This window comes from Leptospira haakeii (genome assembly GCF_002812045.1).
Lineage (GTDB): Bacteria > Spirochaetota > Leptospiria > Leptospirales > Leptospiraceae > Leptospira_B > Leptospira_B haakeii.
In genome coordinates, this window is the sequence record NZ_NPEG01000005.1 from 15366 (window position 1) to 33952 (window position 18587).

Below are 18587 nucleotides of genomic sequence, written 5' to 3' on the forward strand. Positions count from 1 at the left end.
CAAATATTAAACCAATTAGTTTAATAAAATTAGAGGCCATTTCGAGGCGTTTAAAAGTCGGTTTCAAAGGAAAGAAGTGTAAATTTGCACTTGCATTGTTTCTATTTACCGTTTAAATCATTTATTTCTTCGAGGTGGGCTATTAGATTATGAATCCATATCTTAAAAATACCTTTGCCGTGATTGCAGGACTTCTCCTTGGAAGTATAGTGAATATGGGACTTATCACGATCAGTGGGAGTATTATTCCTCCTCCGGAAGGTGCCGATGTGACTACCATGGAAGGTTTAAAAGCATCTATTCATTTATTCCAACCTAAACATTTTATCTTTCCTTTCTTAGCGCATGCTCTTGGAACATTCGTGGGGGCGTTGGTGGCGGCTTTCATTGCGACGAATCATAAACTCAAATTTGCTTTAGTGATTGGAGCTTTCTTTCTTGTGGGTGGAACTGCAAATGTCCTAATGCTTCCGGCTCCCGCTTGGTTTAATGTGCTGGATTTAGTCGGGGCTTATATTCCTACAAGTTATCTCGCAGGGATATTGATCATTAAGAAAAACTAAATTTGATTGAAGGGACCTTCTACAGGGCGAACTTTTTCAGGTTTAAAAATGGATAACACAAAAAGCACATTCAAATCGATTGACGAGTACATCAAAACTTTTCCGAAAGAAGTTCAGTCACTTCTTCAGGAACTCCGAAAAGTGATCCAAGAAGAAGCTCCGGAAGCAAGTGAGAAGATTAGTTATCAAATCCCAACTTTCTATTTGAACGGTAATCTGGTACATTTTGCTGCTTATAAAAATCATATCGGTTTTTATCCGGGAGCAAGCGGTATCGCTAAATTTAAGAAAGAGATTGATAAATACAAAAATGCAAAAGGTTCCGTTCAATTTCCGATCGACCAACCTTTACCTTTTACTTTGGTCCGTAAGATCGTAAAATTTAGAGTAGGGGAATATAAGAAGAAGGTCCCCAAAAAAACGAAAAAGAAATAATTTCCAATAATTCTCATTTGCGAGGTGGTCGACTTTGCGACAAAGATCCGATTATTACAAAGTCGAATTTAAAATTCTTGTAATAGTTCTTGAACTTTTCGACTAAAGATCCCAGAATTGCCCTCTCATTTGGAGGAAATATAGAATGGGATCTGAAAACGTTTCGAAAGGCCAACTCTGGACCGGTCGAGTACTCAGCGGACTAGTTGTTCTTTTTTTGCTTTTTGACGGAGTATTAAAATTTTTCTTAGATAAAATGCCACCGGAAGCTCAGGCAGAAGGAGCCAAACTCGGCTATCCACCGGAAGTAATGCCGTACTTAGGAACGGTCTTGATCGTTAGCACCTTGTTATATGCTTTTCCTAGAACTGCAGTTTTAGGAGCAACTTTGCTCACAGGTTATTTAGGTGGAGCTGTTGCTACTCATGTTCGTGTCTTAAATCCTTTAGGTTCTCATATTTTATTTCCTACCTATCTGGGAATTATTCTATGGGCAGGACTTTATCTCAGATTCCCTAAATTGAGAGAATTAACTCCCTGGCAGAAATAAATAAGGAAGTCACGATCTAGATTATCCGGGTTAGGGAAATTTATATCGTGACTGTTCTTCCAATTTGAAGTATAAATCTTTAATATTCACCTTTCTATTTTTATGTGCCGGTTGTGGCACTACGATACAAGTTATCCAAGATCCTTTTAGAGATATCACCGTAGTCAAAATGGATATGGACCATGAAGCAAAGGTGGATAACCCAAATAAAAACGTTTACGCTTATGGCGGTCAATACGCGAAAGAAATTAAGAATGGTGTGATTTCACAAATCGTTCTGATTATAAGACTCCAAGGCTCTGAAACTCTTGCCTCCTTAGGTCCGGAAGCTTATATTAAAATTGATCGTAAGTCTACAAAACTACTTTTATCCGATTCAAATTATTCCGCAAATCAAGTAACCGTTCGTACTCAGGTTCCTACAGGTATGGGACCAGGAATCGGTTTTGGATATGGTTACGGCGCGGTTCCTATGACTAGTACTAGGACTTCTACCTTAACTTCTAATATTCTTTCCGGTAGATTGACTTTTACAAAGGAAATGGAGAACGATATTCTTTCAGCGAAATCACTTCAGTATAGATTGTACAGCGCGAATGATGCGATCGATCTATTCGTCTCTGATTCCCAATTGGAGATTATCCAAAAGTTTATTAAGAATAGAGGAGAAGTCCCCAAATAGGTTTTTATTTTTGAGAGAATGCGGAGAAAAAATAGATCGCAGGTTTATCATACAATTGATATAACTTTAAAAATATCTCGACTTCTAGAGATATACTTCCTGATTCTAATTTGGAAATGAAACTTTGACTGGCTCCAATTTGTTGGGCGACTTCCGATTGAGTGAACCCAGCTTCAATCCTTGCCTGTTTAAGAGACTTTAAGAATTTTTTCTTTTGTCGGTCAGTTACTTTCAAGGATCTGCCTGGTTTACCAACTTAGTGATAAATCTAGGATTTTTGCGATTCTAATTTTAATCTTCCCCCGGAATCTTCGTTTTCGTTGCAAAAGCGTTTCCATTTATTCCAAACCATTCTTAAAATTCCTTGCCTCAATCTTACTCTCTTTTTTAACTCCATTACATACAAATCCTAAAACTTTTGGTCCTGAACTATGACCCAAGAATTAGAACTTAGGCTTTTGCCTGAGATCGCTGAACAATCGGCTCGGCTTACAGAATATATTTCCAAGTCCAAAAAGATCTCTTTGTCGGATATTAAACATATCGAGGTCTTAAATCATTCTATTGATGCCAGACAAAAAACTGTCTTTGTAAACCTCAAAGTCCGAGTTTATATTAACGAAGAGTTTGTGGCAGAGCAGATCCATCTGCCTGATTATCCAAACGTAAAAAATTCCAAAGAAGTAATCGTAATAGGAGCTGGACCCGCCGGTTTATTCTCAGCCTTGGAACTGATCCAATCGGGTTTGAAACCTATCGTTCTGGAAAGAGGAAAGGACGTTAAATCAAGACCTAAAGATCTTCAAAATATAAATGCACATCATATTGTGGATGAGGATTCCAATTATTGTTTCGGAGAAGGTGGGGCAGGCACTTATTCCGACGGTAAACTGTATACTAGATCCAAAAAAAGAGGGAATATCCGGCGTATTCTGGAGCTACTCGTAGGTTTCGGAGCAAATCCTAATATTCTAATAGAGGCTCATCCTCATATAGGGACCAATAAACTTCCTAGTATCGTTCGTAGAATGAGAGAAACAATCCAGGAAAGAGGCGGAGAAGTTTATTTCAACCAAAGAGTAACTGATCTAATCTTGGAAGGAAATTCCATCAAGGGTGTTGTCACCAAAAATGGAGATCGTTTTCTCTCCGATAAAGTCATTTTAGCTACAGGACATTCTGCTAGAGATATATTTGAATTACTCCATCATAAAGGGATAGAGATCCATTTAAAACCTCTTGCAGTAGGTATCAGGGTAGAACATAAACAATCCTTAATAGATTCTATTCAATATAGCTGTGAAGATCGAGGACCTTTTCTTCCTCCTTCTCCTTATAGTGTTGTAAAACAGATCCATGGAAGGGGAGTGTATTCTTTTTGTATGTGCCCTGGAGGAGTGATCGCTGCATGTGCTACTAAACCGGGAGAGGTTGTAACGAATGGATGGTCCTCATCCAGAAGGGCGAGACCTACTGCAAATTCAGGAATAGTAGTGGAACTACGACAAGAAGACTTTTTACCTTTCCAAAAGTTTGGACCATTAGCAGCGATGGAATTCCAAAAAGAAATAGAACAAAAGGCTTGGATTGCGGGTGGAAAGACCCAAACTGCACCCGCTACTAGACTCGCAGATTTTGTAGAAGGGAAAATTTCTTCTGATCTTCCTAAAACTTCCTATCCTCCTGGGATTATCTCTGCAGATCTTTCTCTCGTTCTTCCTAAATTTGTAATGAAAGCATTACAAAACGGATTCAAAGAATTTAATAAATCCATGAAAGGGTATCTGACTAACGAAGCGGTGGTTCATGCTCCTGAGACCAGAACTTCTTCTCCGGTTAGTATTCCTAGGGATCCTGAAACTTTGGAACATATTCGTATCAAAGGTTTATATCCTTGCGGAGAAGGAGCCGGATATGCAGGTGGGATCGTTTCCGCGGCTATGGATGGGATCAGATGTGCGCAAGCATGCGCAGTTAGTGTTTAGAATTTCTAACTATGATAAACCACTACGACAAAATAGATTCTGCTCTGAGCTTCATAGAAAAAAATCTTAAGAACAATATCTCCGTAAAGGATGTCTCGGAGAATTCGTTCAGTTCTCTTTGGCATTTCCAGAGAATATTCAGATATATGACCGGATATTCTGTGTATTCATATATCCGAAAAAGAAGACTTTCGGAAGCGGCACAAAAGCTGATCCTAACAAAATCAAAGGTTATAGATATTGCTTTTGAATTTGGATACGAAACGCCTGAAACTTTCCTAAGAGAATTCAAAAAAGATTTCGGCACAACTCCTTCCGAATACAGAAAGATAGAACATCATCTTATATTTGAAAAAATTAATATTAATGAAGATAAATTCAAAACAATTTATGACGGGACCGGAATTGAATTCAAAACTGTGGTCCGAAATAGAGTAGTCCTCATAGGCAAAAAACATAGAACTACAATGCAAAAGGAACAAAGTACTCAAGATATTCCCAGGATCTGGACAGAGTCCTTTCAAGAAGGGTTATTTGATCAGATACCTGAAAGAACAGATCTAAAAAAAGTCCAAGGCGTTTATTCAAATTGGGACTTAGAAGAGAATTTTGATTTTTTCGTAGGTGCAGAAGTAAACCCTGAAGTCTCGGTTCCTTCTGGTTTTACAAAACAAATCTTAACCGCCTCCAAATATATGTTATTCACCGTTCCTGGAAATACTACTGAAAAGCTACTGAATGCCTGGAAATATATTTATGGCACCTGGCTTGCGAATAGTGAATATGAAAGAGGATCAGAAGATGATTTTGAGGTTTTTGACGAAAGATTTTGGGATCCTCAAAATCCTGTTTCTGAAATTTATATTTCAATTCGATAAAAAGCACAAAAGGTCAAGATCGGATATTGAAATTCCTACATAATAAGGTAGTAATATTCCTCTGTAGGAACTCCTACAGCAAAGAAATAAACAGAACTTATGGCTCAGAAAAAGAATCAGTTACAAAAATTCAATAATTCGGATGTGGCGGAAACATTCTCAGAATATTCTCCCTCGGTCCGAGAAAAATTATTCCGTTTGAGAGAACTTATATTTGAAACCGCGAAAGAGATCCAAGAAGTAGGTAGGATAGAAGAAGTCTTAAAATGGGGACAACCCAGTTATACCACTCCTGAATCCAAAAGTGGGACTACGATCCGTATAGATGTCTTAAAAGGGGATTCGAACGAATATGCGATGTTCTTTCATTGCCAAACGGATCTGATCGCAAGATTCAGAAAATTATACCCTAAAACATTCCATTTTGAAGGAAATAGAAGTATTATATTTTCTGAAAGTTCTAAACTCCCCGAAAAAGAATTAAAACAATGTATCTCTTTCGCGCTGACTTACCATTCGGACAAAAAGAAAAAACCAAATTAACAAATCGGCACATTGCTATCAGTCGAGCAGTTCATTAGAAAAATATATTTTTCTTTAATCTGTCCTTTAAAACCAGGATTTAAAAATTTCCGGTATATTACTAACTGTTCTAGTCGAATAATCCATGAACACCAATCCTGTTTTTGCGTTACATACGATTTTGCCGTTGATAGGTCCATCCGTATGGATCATTCTATAATATAGATCACAACCTTTTGCACTAAAATCTCCGGCTCCAATCTCTACTCGGACTTGATCTCCGAAAAAAGCCTCTGCCTTATATTCTACTACTAGATCGGTTAGGATGATCCCGTAGCCGTTTACATCTAGTTCAGAAAATCCTTTCTCTTTGAATAATCTCGCTCTGGATTCATGTAAAAGAGAAACCACTTTATCATGAGCCAAATGTGCTGCAAAATTTGTATCGTAAATCCTGATATTTAAGCTGGTGGACCAAGCCAGTTTTTCGGGCAGATCCAGTTGAACTCTTGCCATTATTTATCCTTTTTGAATATGCTAGTTGTTATAGCCTTTTTCTTTACGAGCTGCTTCTAATTTTTGGATTATATCTTCCGCTTCCTGTATTTTCTCTCTTTCTTCTTCCGGAGTCATTGTTTCGGGCTGGGTAGGAATAGTAAGATTGTCCATTTGTGTATCATCTTTTAAGAAAAAAATACCATATGAGATCAAGCCTATAATTAAACCTGAAATGATACTGATTCTTTGCCCTGCTCCTATCCCATAAAATAGAGATAGAATGACCAAGAAGGAAAAGTATATAAAAAATATTAAATATACAATAGACCCGAAAATTCCCGTAAACCCTAAGAAAATCAGAAGTCCCAAGATCAAAAATGAATGTGCTAATTTAGAACTTAATTCTAAACCTCTATTTGTATCGAAAGGGTATGAAAAAATCCTGGAAATTGCCCAAAGTATTCCTGTCCCTGCGCATAGAAAAATTATAGTAAAGAGTAATGCATACAAAGTCCCGAAGAACAAATCGGGCAGGATAACTCTGGTCAGCATATTTAGAATGGAGCCACCAAGGAAAACATACTGTAGTCCTAGCGCCTTGAAAGAAAGATGTGCGAAAAAATATCCGATCAAGATCGGGATGGAAGTTTTAACAAATAAGATCGGATATCCGGGGAAGATCGCTTTTTTTTGAAGTTCTTCCTTAGGAGAGCGAAGAAAGTTCCAGAAATTTTGAAAAAAAGATAAGATCAGTTTCATTCGGGTCCCGCAAATATTTACAGAGACCCGACCTAATGCAAGCGATTTAAAAACTAACCGAGTGCAGTGATATTACTCGTATAATCCATCATAGTGGTGAATTTTATAGGAGTTCTTTCGTATTCTAAAACTTCAGTCAGGGTCCTGAATCTATTTTGACCCGCGCCGATCTCTATATCGTTCCCAGTGAATTGAAGAGGATGTTCATACCCACATGCGTGAGCGACGGATAATAATTCTTTTCTAAACCCTTTGATATAGTTTGCTGCACGTTTTGCTTTTAATTCCACATCCAAACCTGCTTGTAACCATTTACTCTGAGTGGCTACTCCTGCAGGGCAATGGCCGGTATGACATTTTTGGGCTTGAATACAACCGATAGACATCATAGCCTCTCTTGCCACATGGATGAGATCACAACCCATCGCGAATGCAACTATGGCCCTATCTGGAAAACCTAATTTTCCGCTACCAATCCAGACAACTCTGTCAGCGATCTCGTACTTTTGAAAAATCTTATATACTCTAGCAAACCCTACCTTAAAAGGAAGGGAAACGTGATCGGTAAAAGTTAATGGTGCCGCTCCCGTTCCTCCTTCTCCTCCGTCGATTGTGATGAAGTCAGGACCTTGGCCTGTTTCCTTCATTCTACTCGCAAGTTCCTCCCAAAATTTAGATTCTCCCACTGCACTTTTGATCCCTATCGGGAGTCCCGAAGCGGATGCTAATTTTTCTATAAAGTCTATCAGGCTTTTTACATCGTCAAATTCGGAATGCGCATTAGGAGAAATACAATCCTGTCCTGGTTTGATCCCTCTGATCTCAGCGATCTCTTTGGTGACTTTTGCTCCAGGTAAGATCCCTCCTTTTCCAGGTTTTGCACCCTGAGAAAGTTTGATCTCTATAGCCCTTACGTTTGGATTTGCGTCCAAACGTTTTAGGAAATGATCTAAGGAGAATTTCCCATTTTCATCTCTTGCACCGAAATATCCTGTACCTAATTGCCACACAACGTCTGCACCGAAGTTATGATAAGGAGAAAGTCCACCTTCTCCCGTATTATGATAACAACGTGCGATCTTTGCTCCCTTGTCTAACGAAGAGACAGCTCTTTCTCCTAAAGATCCATAAGACATTGCAGAGATGTTTACAACCGATGCAGGTCTATATAATTTTTTTCTGTTTCTGAATTCTCCCATTACTTTGAGAGAAGGGATCATAGAACTGTCACCTTCTATAAACTTTGCCTTGCTATCCGAGAAAGGGAAGGCGGAATGTTTGATGATAGGGTAACCCGCATCGTATAATAATTCGGTGGTTCCAAAACCGAAATTATTATTTTGCATCTTTGCTGTGGCGTAAACCCAGGATCTTTCCGCCCTATTAAAAGGCATCTCCTCCTTATCGTTTGCCACCCAATATTGTCTGAGTTCCGGACCTATTTTTTCGAATAGATATCTGATATGACCAACAATAGGGAAGTTATGCTTGATCGTATGCTTTTTCTGGAATATATCGTGGATAAAAACGCAGAATAAAAAAAGAAAAACAACTCCCGACCAGAAAAGCCAAGCGTGTTCATCTATCAGGTTTAGATATTCTATCAATAGTTCTTCGGACATGCGCCGAAGTATAGCCGACAGGCAAGAAATTGCAAATTAGTTTTTATGGATTTAGATTCGAAGCTTTAAGTGATGCGACAATATCCGAAAACAATCAAACATGTAAGACGAATTCTTTTTTGAATTCTTTTCTGGCAGTCATCCGAATTCCGGAAAATTTTTTACCATCCTGGATTACGAAACTATTACTCTTCACCCAGTCTCCGGTATTGATTATATTCATTTTAGGGATACATAAAAAATCGTGTGTGTGACCTGAGATCAAAACCTTCTTATCTTGGTGGGTAAGCTTGGAAAGTTTTTGGTAATAATGTAATGTCTCTTCTACAGTGCTTGGATCTTGCCTATTTAGATGTTTATGATAGAAGTTTTCGGAAAATTTGAATAATGCGGGGAGTGCAGATGCGAACACATGAAGAATTCTTAAGACAAGAATGGAGCCCATCCAGGTAAATTTATTGTACTGCCCTTGGTGTCCGTGGATTGCTATAAGAGTTTCATTTTCCGCCTTTTCGCAGATAATCCAACCTCTTTCGACCAGATAATGTTCTACCTTAGGGGTAAGCCTCATCAGGTAAGAAGTAGTGTCGTGATTCCCGACGATATAATATTTTTTACCGTTCCCGGAAGAGAGTCTATCCAAACGTTCAAATAGTTTATTAAATCTTTTTTTGCCTTTTACTCTTTGTAATCTTCTGTCCGCGCTGAAAAACCAGTTTTCGATAATGTCCCCTACAAGGTACAGATTATCGAATTTTACTTCTTTTTTGTTCAGATGATCCAGTAATTGGAAGAGCTCTTTGTGCTTATGGGATTTTATCTTCTTATTCAGAAGATAATGGATGTCCGAAATGAAAAACGCGTCGTAAAGTCTTCCTCTTCGAAATTTCATCTAGTAGAACGATACCTTACTTCCATAAGATGAAATCCTGCAAGATTGTCAACGGATTCGAGACTCGGATGGCCTTTCTAAAAATATTCTGAGATGAAAAAACGATTACATTTTTTCCAAAAACTTTTCCTGGTCCTTTATAAAAATACCTGTATCTGGGCTCGGATCCTATGAGAGCCTAAACTATCCACATATCCCCCTTCCAAATATGCGTAATCGGCTTGTATTTTCAAATTATGATCTTTGAGATAATAGGAAACCGCAACGCCTCTTTCTCTCGAATAAGTAAGTTTTGGATCTGTTTTTCCCCAAGGTCTATATTCTGAATATCTAAGCGCCACTCCTAGATTATTCTTAAAAAGATAACCTAGTTGGAAGAATCCTCCCTTTACGGATCTGGAATATTCCGTTAGGGTTCGGTTCCCGATCTCTTTTTCCATAAAAGGGGAGTTTGCCTTTCTAGTCAGATATTCTCCGGAAGCTGAAAGGCCTTTCCATTGGAATAAAAACTCTGCTCCGGCATTCGTATAATCGAATCTTGCAAATTGATAAGTGTCTCCATGAGTAGAAAGTTCACGATTTGTATTTTGGTTATTTGCACCTGCCGCAGAGAGAGCAAGTTTCGGTTTTGCAGAATGTTCCAGATCCGGTTCTCCGTTATCAGAAAAAACTCCTAAAGGATAATAGGTAAGTTTTCCTGCAGTCAGTACTCCGCTTGTATTGGAACTTCTATTTCTTCCTTCTCCCCCAAAAACTCCCGCCGAATATCCTAAACAATTCCATCCAAATAGATTGGAAGAAGAGACCAAAACCCCAACATCTCTGTCCAGATTCAATTCTTCATTTGAAACTGTTCTATCCACAAATTCTTGCAAACCGTCCGAAATGAATCTTTGACGATTATAGGGCACTTTCATTTGCCCCAGTTTAATATTTGCGTTATTAAATTTTGTATAAGATATAGAAGCATCTCTTAATGGGACAGGCCTGTCTTCTTCCATATCTAGATTAGAAAAAGATAATTGAACATAATATTGCCAGTCTTTGCCTAAAAAATTCCCCGAAAAAACAAGCCTTGCTCTTCTGGCTTGGAATTCTAAACCTTCGGTTTGTTTTTCTCCTTCTTCTTGCCGAATCGTTTCAGTAGCTCTTTCTTGGAAACGAACCCTCATATTTAGGAAATTTTGTTTATCCGAGGTTTCGAAAGAGAGTCCTTTTCCGAATCCCATAGTAGTCAGGATATGTTCTTGTAGTTCTTGCTGAGAATTTGGATTTTTTTCGGAGGTTTCCGTTTGTCTTTGCCTGGCTTTCTTCTTTTTGACTAACTTTATGGATTCGGCATTTATGGACTGGGAAAACAGAAAAAATAGAAGTGTAAAAAATGGATATCGGACTTTCATATTTTTCTTATCTTCAAAATTGGAACCTAGGTTTAGAGTAATCGTTCCTTTTTTAAAGATAAGAATGTGAAAGAATTTTTGAAAATTCTGGAACTAGGTAGGAGGTCGATGGTCCCATTCTAGATTTAGTATAATGATGCAGGAGACAAGTACACTCACTGCCATTGCAAATAATAAACCTCCGTCATCATCTACTACTATCCCTAAAAATAAGAGGTGGGATAATACTGCTCCAATCATTAGTCCGAAGCCAACTAAGGCTCCTACGAACCTGGACGCTGGGAAGATCAAAAGTGCTGCTACAAAAAATTCGACTGAACCAGTTCCGATCCTTCCCCAAGGTTCTATTCCTAAGGTGGAAAAGATATGTACGGACTCGTCCTGTCCTGTGAATTTAAAAAATAAGGTCTGCAAAAATACAAGAGCCGAAAAAACGGAAAGTATCGTGGACAATCGATTCTTTACTGTTTGGGTCAAAACCGGCATAAAATCTCCTTTATCTTGGATTCGATCTTTTCTTAGATTCGTTACGCCGAATTCGGATTTATCTGAATAATTCATTTATTTGGTTCTTATATTTATCCGAGACAACGTTCCTTTTTACCTTCATAGTCATGGTCAACTCGTCTCCAGGTTCGAATTTCTTAGGAAGGAGGTAAAAATTAGATACTTTTTCGAAATTTTTAAAACCGTTTTTAGAGGAAACTCTCTCTTTAATTTCTTTTTTGAACAATTCTCTGACGTCTGGATCAGAATTTGGGTCGGCAATTTCTTGTAATAATTTGGATTTCCAGTCTCGTAGCTGTTTATCCAGAACTTCCCAATCCGGGACTAAAAGAGCACTTAACGTTTTTTGGTCATGTCCCACTATCATTGCCTGTAGGATCAACTCACTTTGAGTGAGAGCGAATTCGATCGGCTCTGGCTCTAAATTTTCTCCGCCTAAAAGTACGATTGTGTCCTTGGCCCTTCCTGCGTATTTTAATTCTCCTTGAGAGGTCCAAAGAAGAAGGTCCCCTGAATTTAACCAGCCGTCCTTCATAGTCTCTGCAGTTTTTTCAGGATCCAAATAGTATCCCTGCATGATATGGCCGCCCTTATGCCAAGCGATCCCTTTCACTCCAGGTTCGTGGATTTCTTCTCCCTTCTCATCTAAGATCTTGATCTCTACTCCGGGGATACATTTTCCTAGAGTTCCAACTGTGATCTTATTGAGCCTTCTTCTTGTAGAAGCTCCGCTTGTTTCAGTCATTCCGTATCCTTCTAAGATAGGGATCCCTATAGAATTAAAAAATCTATCTATGTATTCAGGAAGTGCTCCAGCTCCTGAAATCGCAAATTTCAATTTTCCGCCCAAACTTTTTCGTATTTTAGAAAATACTAATTGAGCCAATATATTCGGCACGAACCAGAAGAATGTTCCGAATAGCCCGCTTATTCTATGAAAAACTTCTCCGAAGAATGATCTAGGTTTTAACGCAAACTCAAGACCTAAAAGTCTACTCTTATATTTATAATAAGAATTTGCTACGGATTGAAAACTTTTGAAGATTAATTTAGCAACGGGAGAGGCGTCTTTCAGTTTGTCCTGGACCTTATTGTAAAAACTTTCCCAAACTCTAGGCACAGAAAGTAGGAAAGTAGGTTTGATATCCTGCAGATCCTGACCCAAACTTGAAATAGAAGTGAACGCTTCTGAGGCTCCTGCTCGAACACATGCAGTCTCGATAAGCCTTTCTGCAATATGCCAAGGAGGAAGATAAGCCATGGTCCTATCTTCTGGAGTAATACGAACATCATCCAATGCCAAAGACATGTTTACGTTAAACACTATGTTTCTATGAGTTAGCATCACTCCTTTTGGACGACCAGTAGTCCCGGAAGTGTAAACGATAGTAGCAAGATCAGACTCTTGGATGGATTCTCCTCTGGAATGAAACTCTAATTCTCCTTTTTCTTGGATCCATCTGTCTCCTAAAGAAATTAGATCATCTAAATGCAAAAGTTTGAATGGATGTCTTTGTTCGGGATGATGAGAAGATTCGAATAGAATGACTGTTTTTAAATGAGGAAATGAAGAGGAAGCAGAACTGATTTTACGGACCACTTCTGAATTTCCTGCAAAACAAACTTCTGCCTTTGAATGGTTTAAGATATAAATCAGATCTTCAAGAGTAGAGTCGGTTCCTCTAGGTACATCTACACTTCCGATATTTGTAATCCCCATACTCGCCCAAATCCAACGATGCCCGGAATCAGCGATCAAACCTACATTCTCTCCTTTTTTAACTCCAATAGATACAAGACCCAAACCTATCCTAGTAACTATATTTCCTAACTCTTTAAAGTTTATGGATTTATAAGTTTTACCATCCGGTTTAAAAAATTGAGCAGGATGCTCTTTAAAAGTATCTGTAGCAGACTTTAAAGTCCAATATAATGTCTGAGAATTTAGAAAGGGGAGTTTGAGAGGTTCCATGCGGGGACCGATTTTAATCCCGACTAGGCCGAGGGTCCAGGAAAAATTAAATTTTCATGATTTTCCCGAATGTCTTTCTCGAACAATTGTTTAAGAAAGGGTCAATGACGTATATGATTTCGACCGAATGCCTTGGAATCGTATAGGTTTTTATCCGCTAATCCCAACAATTCTTGGTAAGAATGGATATCACGATCAGTATTGCTGGATACACCTATAGAAACGGTGACCCTTGTGAAGGTGCTCTCTGAATGAGGTATCCCCATATCTTCGACTGTCTGTAACATGTTTAAGGCAACTACTATAGCACCTTCGACAGGTGTGTCAGGAAGAATAACTGAAAATTCCTCTCCTCCATATCTAGCGATCATATCGGAAGAGCGGTTTAAACATTCTTTCAATGATTGGGCTACTTGGAAAAGTACCTGATCCCCTTTTAAGTGACCATAGGTATCGTTATACGCCTTGAAAAAGTCCACATCTATCATTAAGAGGGAAAGTGGTCTTTCAGTTCTGACAGAACGGTTCCATTCTCTTTCTAATTCTTGGTCAAAAAACCTTCTGTTTGCCACTCCGGTAAGAGGATCCATTAGAGAAAGTTCAAATAGTTTGTCTGCTCTTTCCTTATATTCCTCTTTTTCCTTTTGGAAGGTATTGATTCTATCTACAAGTCCCAAGGAAAGAAGAATAACGTTACTCAAAACGCCAATTTTCAGCATTCCGGAGGCTATCTCTTCTGAATCAAAAAGACCCAGTCGATTTAGTGAAAATATGAATACTCCAATTAAACTGAACATCCATGCACTTAAGAAAATTCTGGCCTTTCTATCCCTTCGAACGCTTTGAACTAAAGAGATGATCATCAGTATCAATATTTCCGGAATAGGAAGGATCGATGTAAGGGGCATTAAGTATCTTAAAGATACAAATGCGGGGAGAATGGCCACGAGCCCCCAAATAATTGTCAGTCCTCGAATGAATATATGAAGGACCGGATACGTATCCCTAGTCTGTAGATATTCCTCTGCAAATAGGCCCAAAAATATCATTGCGAGACAAGTCGCCATGATAAAGGAAGAATTCACAAATTTAGGAGAATTTGGGAACAAGAACCAATAACCGAATCCGGAACTCATCACCAAAAAGTAGGTCACTGCAAAAATTAGAATTACATAATATATATATGTTTTTTCTCGAATGCCCAAAAACAGGAAGAAATTATAGAATACCATCACTCCCAGGGCACCAAAATAGATACCATCAATGAGTAATGAGATCCTAGAGGAATGTTCCAGATTAGATTTAGTAACCAAATGAAGAGGAAGAGTGAGAGATCCTTCCGTCTTAACTCGGATAAACACTTCTATCTTTCCCTTGTCTTCTAAGGTTAAAGGAAATACAAAGTATCTCTCAACGATAGGTCTTTCCTTAAATGGGAGCATGTCTCCAGTATGGAATTCACCTTCTCTCCCTTTAGAGTCTTTCCAATACACATCAACATAATCTATATGAGGATATTCTAAGGTAAGAAAACGCTCTTCTGAAAGGGATTCTTCGGCTTCTACAGAGAATTTAAGCCAATAAGGAGAAGGATCATAACCGAAGTTTGGCATTCTATCCGTATTCTTTTTGAACTCAACTTCGGAATCTGTAGCGGAGATATCTTCCCAGGTAAGGGTTCCTTCTGTGTCCTTGAAATAGGAGATTTCTGCTCTAAGCGGGATTTTACCTGCAGAATGAGAATCTAAACGAAGTACAGGACCCTGTTCCGGTATAGGATCCGCAAAGTAAGAATAGGGGAGGGCGAGAGAAAGCAACGCCGTCCATAAAACAAGGGAAAGGCGATTCCGAGTTCTGGATATTTCGATTTTTTCGAATGTCTCGGAATCTTTTGGCATACCGAAAATATTCTTACCTACCTAGAGATGTCAAAAAACTTTCGCGGAAACGATACGATTTTGACGGTTCTTCTAGATAAAATATAACTTTAGAACTTCCGGAAACCTAAAAATTTCTCAGAAAGTAATATTTAGTCGGGATCTTTTTTAAACTCTTTTCTATTTACGAATAAAAATTGAGTTTCACTTCTCTTCCCGGAAGTGGTTTTGCCAATCACAGTCATAGCAGGATAAGTAGTCTTTTTGAATTCAGGAATTCTAATGATATATTCCGTATCCGACTTTCTTTGAATAATACCTTCTTTTCCGCTGATCTTGATTGCCACCGACTTAGGGTCTAGACCTTCTACTATAACGGGAAAAGTATCTCCAGGTTTGACCCAAGAACCATCCAGAACTCCCAATTTGATCTTAACAGGCGGAGAAGCACTTAGAATAGAATTGAACCTAGATTGAGACATTCCCCATGTCACCAAGGATCTATGGATTGTATAAGCGTAAGTTCCCGGAACATTCTTCCCAGGGTTTACTGTGAATGCCATTCTATAACCAGCAGCCTTTGCTTCTTCTATCACTCGTACGTCGAATAATCCGAATGGATAAGCGAGGTCTTGGATCTTTCTGCCGGTCTTAGCTTCAAGAGTTGCTTTAGAATCCTTGAGTTGGCTCCTAATCTCGGCTCTAGACATTGCAGGTAATTTAGGATGGTATACTGTATGAGAACCTATATCTAAAACTCCACTGTCCAAAGCCTCTTTCAATTGGGCCCAGCTTAGATAAAATTTATATCTAGGATTGGAGATCACAGTCGGGTAAATAAAAACAGAAGCTCTCATTCCATATTTTTTGAGCAGAGGAACGAGCACATCTCTATGAGTCAAAGAGCCATCATCAAATGTTAAAAGAACTGGGCGGGTAGGGAAGTCAGAACCAGCCTTTCCTTGTTGGTATTGGTAGAATTGGTCCAGGCTAATGGTTTGGTAGCCTAGAGACTTGAGATACTTAAATTGTTCTTCCAAAAGGCTAGGATCTAAATTATATCCACCCATCGGATCTTGGTTTCCAACCAAGTGATGATAACATAAAACTGGGATCCCTTTTCCATGGCCTAATTCGGCATTTGAACTTTGGTTTTTAGTATCGTACTCCGTTTTTGGAGGAAGTCCTGAAACTCCAGGAAGAGAATTTTCGTACTTCTTAGAAGTTGTCTCTTTTTCCTTCTCTTTAATATCCTGCTTTTCCTTTTTAGAAACCTTGGTTTTTCCTTTTTTCCTACGTTCTAGACGTTTAGATTTACGGGAAGAAGGTTCCGCAGAAGCCACAGATTCCTCTTTCTCTTTTTTAACCTTCGCTTCTATTTTAGGAGAAGGCGAAGAAGTTTCTTCCGATCTAGGAATTTCTCTTTTAGGAGCGGAAGGTCTTGGAGCTTCTTCTTCCTCTTGGTTCTTTTTGGATTTACCGTCTGAACTTAAAAATTCATGAACAGGTCCCGCAGAAAGTAAGGAAGAAGTGAAGATACTAAGAACAAATAGAATGGAAATACGGCTGATTTGTTTATACATGGACGATCAGTTCCAAGATTCTCTCTGGCACATGACGCGCAACTTTTTACTAAAATATGAAGTATAGTAAAAGTTTATAAAATGGATCTGGGATCTTGTCTTGAGGTAGGACTTTTAGGAAGTTTTCTATTGAAATTTATTGACAAGGCCCGTCTTTCAGAAAGATCGACGGGCAGGAAGTTTATCTTTTTCCTTTTTCCTTAATCAAACGTTTCAGAACAGACTCTGAATGACCGCTTAGTTTGATAACTGCAGCCTTGTTAGGTTTCTTTTTTTCCAGCTCCAGTAGAATGGTGGAAAAACGGAACTTTCTGCGAATATGATTCACAGCAGGAATGGAAGTTTTGAAAAGTCTAGCCAACTCATGATCCGCATTTCCTTCCTGATTCAGGTCGTAAAACTTGGAAAGTTTGGCATCGTCCCAAACGATCTTCTCGTCCGTCTTATAATAGTTATGGTATTCTAGACGACGACTGTTTCTTTCGTAAGAGCCTTTGTTTCTTTTCTCTCTCCAAAAAGGATGCCTATTCCTTGCATATTTTATGTCATCTATTGTATAACCGGATTTATTTAACCATTCTGTGGTAATACTGGATTTCTTAGGTCCTTCTAGTCTTGATTTAATGGAAAATTCAATGTACTGCTCTGGCGTTTTCGCAGAGAGGAGTTTCTTTTTTTCCTTTTCGTAATCCATGTCCTTGCCTTGCGATTTCTAATGCACCGTCAGGTGTTATTTTATTTTTTAGTCGGTGGATAGTGTTCCTTACCTGGACCAATACCGAAACTCTTTTTCAAATTACGGTAGGAAAAAACAAAAAGCTTCTTCGTCTGGTCGGGCTATGCAGAAGAGATTCGCAAAACCTCCTTTAAAGTATACTAAGCAACGCAGAGACTCAAACGCTCTTCCAAAGTTTGTCCCTCTAAGGACTACAGGAAGCCGTTAGCATGACCTCGTACTCATACAGAAATATCACATGATAGAAAGTCTGTGTACGATTCATTATTATTAATCGAAGTCTGAAACATTTACGTTTTTCTGTCTCAGTTACGACGAATAGTAACCGTTACCTCCTTCTTCTTTCTAACATCTATTAGACTTTGGTTTTTCGCTTCAGATAGAATTCTATCTTTCAGAAAAAAAGAAACCAGCAAAAATGGTTAGGGTCTCAATTAAGGTTAGTCATCATGTTATTCAAAACTTCAAATAAAGGCAGAATTAGAGTAGTTACGGCTTATTTGTGCCTTTTTTACTTATTCAATTTTTCCGTTAGCTCTCATGAAGAAGGACCGAATCACCCACATCATGTAGACCAATGTCGCGCTGACAAAGAAAAATACTGTAAGGAAAGTCCCAAAGGAGATGTTCTATCTTGCTTGAAGAAGAATGAGGAAAATCTTACCGAAGACTGTAGAGAATTACTACAGGAGGTCAGGGAGAAAGCAAAACTTAGAATGGAAGCATGTAAAGAAGATAAGGAGAAGTACTGCTCCAATCGAGGAACAGCTGTTATTCGTTGCCTCCAAGAGAACAAAAATCTTTTGGGAGAAAAATGTAAGTCCGTATTATTCTCCAACTAGGCACTTCTACAAGCTGTCACAGAAGCCTTTTTGGTATACTGCACAATCTCTATTGTATACAATTGAATTTGATCTTCTTCATATTGATCAAGACTTCTGTATAACATCAACATGACAACGCGAAGGACCCCGGAAAGAGGTTTGTCGAAGTGACTACAAAATCCTAGACATTCTGCCGACGCAAGGGCGAAGGTTCGCAAAGCCTCCGAGAATGAGTGCATGGCTGCAATGGCGTAAAATCAGCATCCACTTCCCCAACTTCCGATAATCAGCATTATGTCTCA

The 18587-nt window shown here is 38.6% G+C and carries 19 protein-coding genes; 8 read left to right on the plus strand and 11 right to left on the minus strand.

Annotated features, from left to right (window positions below):
• The first annotated feature begins 149 nt into the window (after positions 1 to 149).
• From CH377_RS10135 to CH377_RS10150, 4 genes are all read left to right on the plus strand, one after another.
• Positions 150 to 563, plus strand: a complete 414-nt coding sequence (locus CH377_RS10135; protein ID WP_100723693.1) for a hypothetical protein — start codon at positions 150 to 152, stop codon at positions 561 to 563.
• Positions 564 to 611: 48 nt separating this feature from the next.
• Entirely contained in the window at positions 612 to 998 is a 387-nt protein-coding gene (locus CH377_RS10140) for an iron chaperone (RefSeq protein ID WP_100723861.1), read from the plus strand.
• A gap of 145 nt (positions 999 to 1143) precedes the next feature.
• A complete protein-coding gene (locus CH377_RS10145; RefSeq protein WP_100723694.1) occupies positions 1144 to 1548 on the plus strand; it encodes a DoxX family protein in 405 nt (134 codons plus the stop codon).
• Between the two features lie 64 nt (positions 1549 to 1612).
• On the plus strand, positions 1613 to 2230 hold the full coding sequence (locus CH377_RS10150) for a hypothetical protein (RefSeq protein WP_243402033.1): 618 nt from the start codon (positions 1613 to 1615) through the stop codon (positions 2228 to 2230).
• 4 nt (positions 2231 to 2234) lie between these two features.
• Here the strand turns inward: CH377_RS10150 and CH377_RS10155 are convergent, their stop codons facing one another.
• Positions 2235 to 2465 (minus strand): helix-turn-helix domain-containing protein, encoded by a 231-nt coding sequence (locus CH377_RS10155; protein ID WP_100723695.1) that lies wholly within the window; start codon positions 2463 to 2465, stop codon positions 2235 to 2237.
• A 196-nt stretch (positions 2466 to 2661) separates the two neighbouring features.
• Between CH377_RS10155 and CH377_RS10160 the strand changes: the two genes are divergently transcribed.
• The 3 genes from CH377_RS10160 (at position 2662) to CH377_RS10170 (ending at position 5636) form a co-directional block, all read left to right on the plus strand.
• On the plus strand, positions 2662 to 4215 hold the full coding sequence (locus CH377_RS10160) for an NAD(P)/FAD-dependent oxidoreductase (protein ID WP_100723696.1): 1554 nt from the start codon (positions 2662 to 2664) through the stop codon (positions 4213 to 4215).
• Between the two features lie 11 nt (positions 4216 to 4226).
• Positions 4227 to 5093, plus strand: coding sequence for an AraC family transcriptional regulator (locus CH377_RS10165; RefSeq protein WP_243402032.1), 867 nt, complete (start codon positions 4227 to 4229; stop codon positions 5091 to 5093).
• A gap of 99 nt (positions 5094 to 5192) precedes the next feature.
• Positions 5193 to 5636 carry a DUF1801 domain-containing protein gene (locus CH377_RS10170; protein WP_100723697.1) on the plus strand — a complete coding sequence of 148 codons (444 nt, stop codon included), beginning with the start codon at positions 5193 to 5195 and terminating at the stop codon, positions 5634 to 5636.
• A gap of 66 nt (positions 5637 to 5702) precedes the next feature.
• Here the strand turns inward: CH377_RS10170 and CH377_RS10175 are convergent, their stop codons facing one another.
• From CH377_RS10175 to CH377_RS10220, 10 genes are all read right to left on the minus strand, one after another.
• A complete protein-coding gene (locus CH377_RS10175) occupies positions 5703 to 6131 on the minus strand; it encodes an acyl-CoA thioesterase (protein WP_100723698.1) in 429 nt (142 codons plus the stop codon).
• A 21-nt stretch (positions 6132 to 6152) separates the two neighbouring features.
• Positions 6153 to 6872 (minus strand): hypothetical protein, encoded by a 720-nt coding sequence (locus CH377_RS10180; protein WP_100723699.1) that lies wholly within the window; start codon positions 6870 to 6872, stop codon positions 6153 to 6155.
• 53 nt (positions 6873 to 6925) lie between these two features.
• On the minus strand, positions 6926 to 8494 hold the full coding sequence (locus tag CH377_RS10185; protein WP_100723700.1) for an FMN-binding glutamate synthase family protein: 1569 nt from the start codon (positions 8492 to 8494) through the stop codon (positions 6926 to 6928).
• 94 nt (positions 8495 to 8588) lie between these two features.
• Positions 8589 to 9386, minus strand: coding sequence for a UDP-2,3-diacylglucosamine diphosphatase (locus CH377_RS10190; protein WP_100723701.1), 798 nt, complete (start codon positions 9384 to 9386; stop codon positions 8589 to 8591).
• A 137-nt stretch (positions 9387 to 9523) separates the two neighbouring features.
• Positions 9524 to 10786: a porin gene (locus CH377_RS10195; RefSeq protein ID WP_100723702.1), complete on the minus strand. Its 1263-nt coding sequence runs from the start codon at positions 10784 to 10786 to the stop codon at positions 9524 to 9526.
• A 93-nt stretch (positions 10787 to 10879) separates the two neighbouring features.
• A complete protein-coding gene (locus tag CH377_RS10200; protein WP_207797613.1) occupies positions 10880 to 11272 on the minus strand; it encodes a DoxX family protein in 393 nt (130 codons plus the stop codon).
• A 58-nt stretch (positions 11273 to 11330) separates the two neighbouring features.
• Positions 11331 to 13265: an AMP-dependent synthetase/ligase gene (locus tag CH377_RS10205; RefSeq protein ID WP_100723704.1), complete on the minus strand. Its 1935-nt coding sequence runs from the start codon at positions 13263 to 13265 to the stop codon at positions 11331 to 11333.
• 101 nt (positions 13266 to 13366) lie between these two features.
• The gene (locus tag CH377_RS10210) at positions 13367 to 15163 is read right to left on the minus strand and encodes a diguanylate cyclase (RefSeq protein WP_100723705.1); all 1797 of its coding nucleotides are present in this window, start codon (positions 15161 to 15163) and stop codon (positions 13367 to 13369) included.
• A 131-nt stretch (positions 15164 to 15294) separates the two neighbouring features.
• Positions 15295 to 16725: a polysaccharide deacetylase family protein gene (locus tag CH377_RS10215; RefSeq protein WP_100723706.1), complete on the minus strand. Its 1431-nt coding sequence runs from the start codon at positions 16723 to 16725 to the stop codon at positions 15295 to 15297.
• A gap of 181 nt (positions 16726 to 16906) precedes the next feature.
• A complete protein-coding gene (locus CH377_RS10220) occupies positions 16907 to 17419 on the minus strand; it encodes an LB099 family protein (RefSeq protein WP_100723707.1) in 513 nt (170 codons plus the stop codon).
• 491 nt (positions 17420 to 17910) lie between these two features.
• Here CH377_RS10220 and CH377_RS10225 point away from each other — a divergent pair, with 491 nt between their 5' ends.
• Positions 17911 to 18303, plus strand: a complete 393-nt coding sequence (locus CH377_RS10225) for a hypothetical protein (RefSeq protein WP_100723708.1) — start codon at positions 17911 to 17913, stop codon at positions 18301 to 18303.
• Positions 18304 to 18587: the final 284 nt, after the last annotated feature.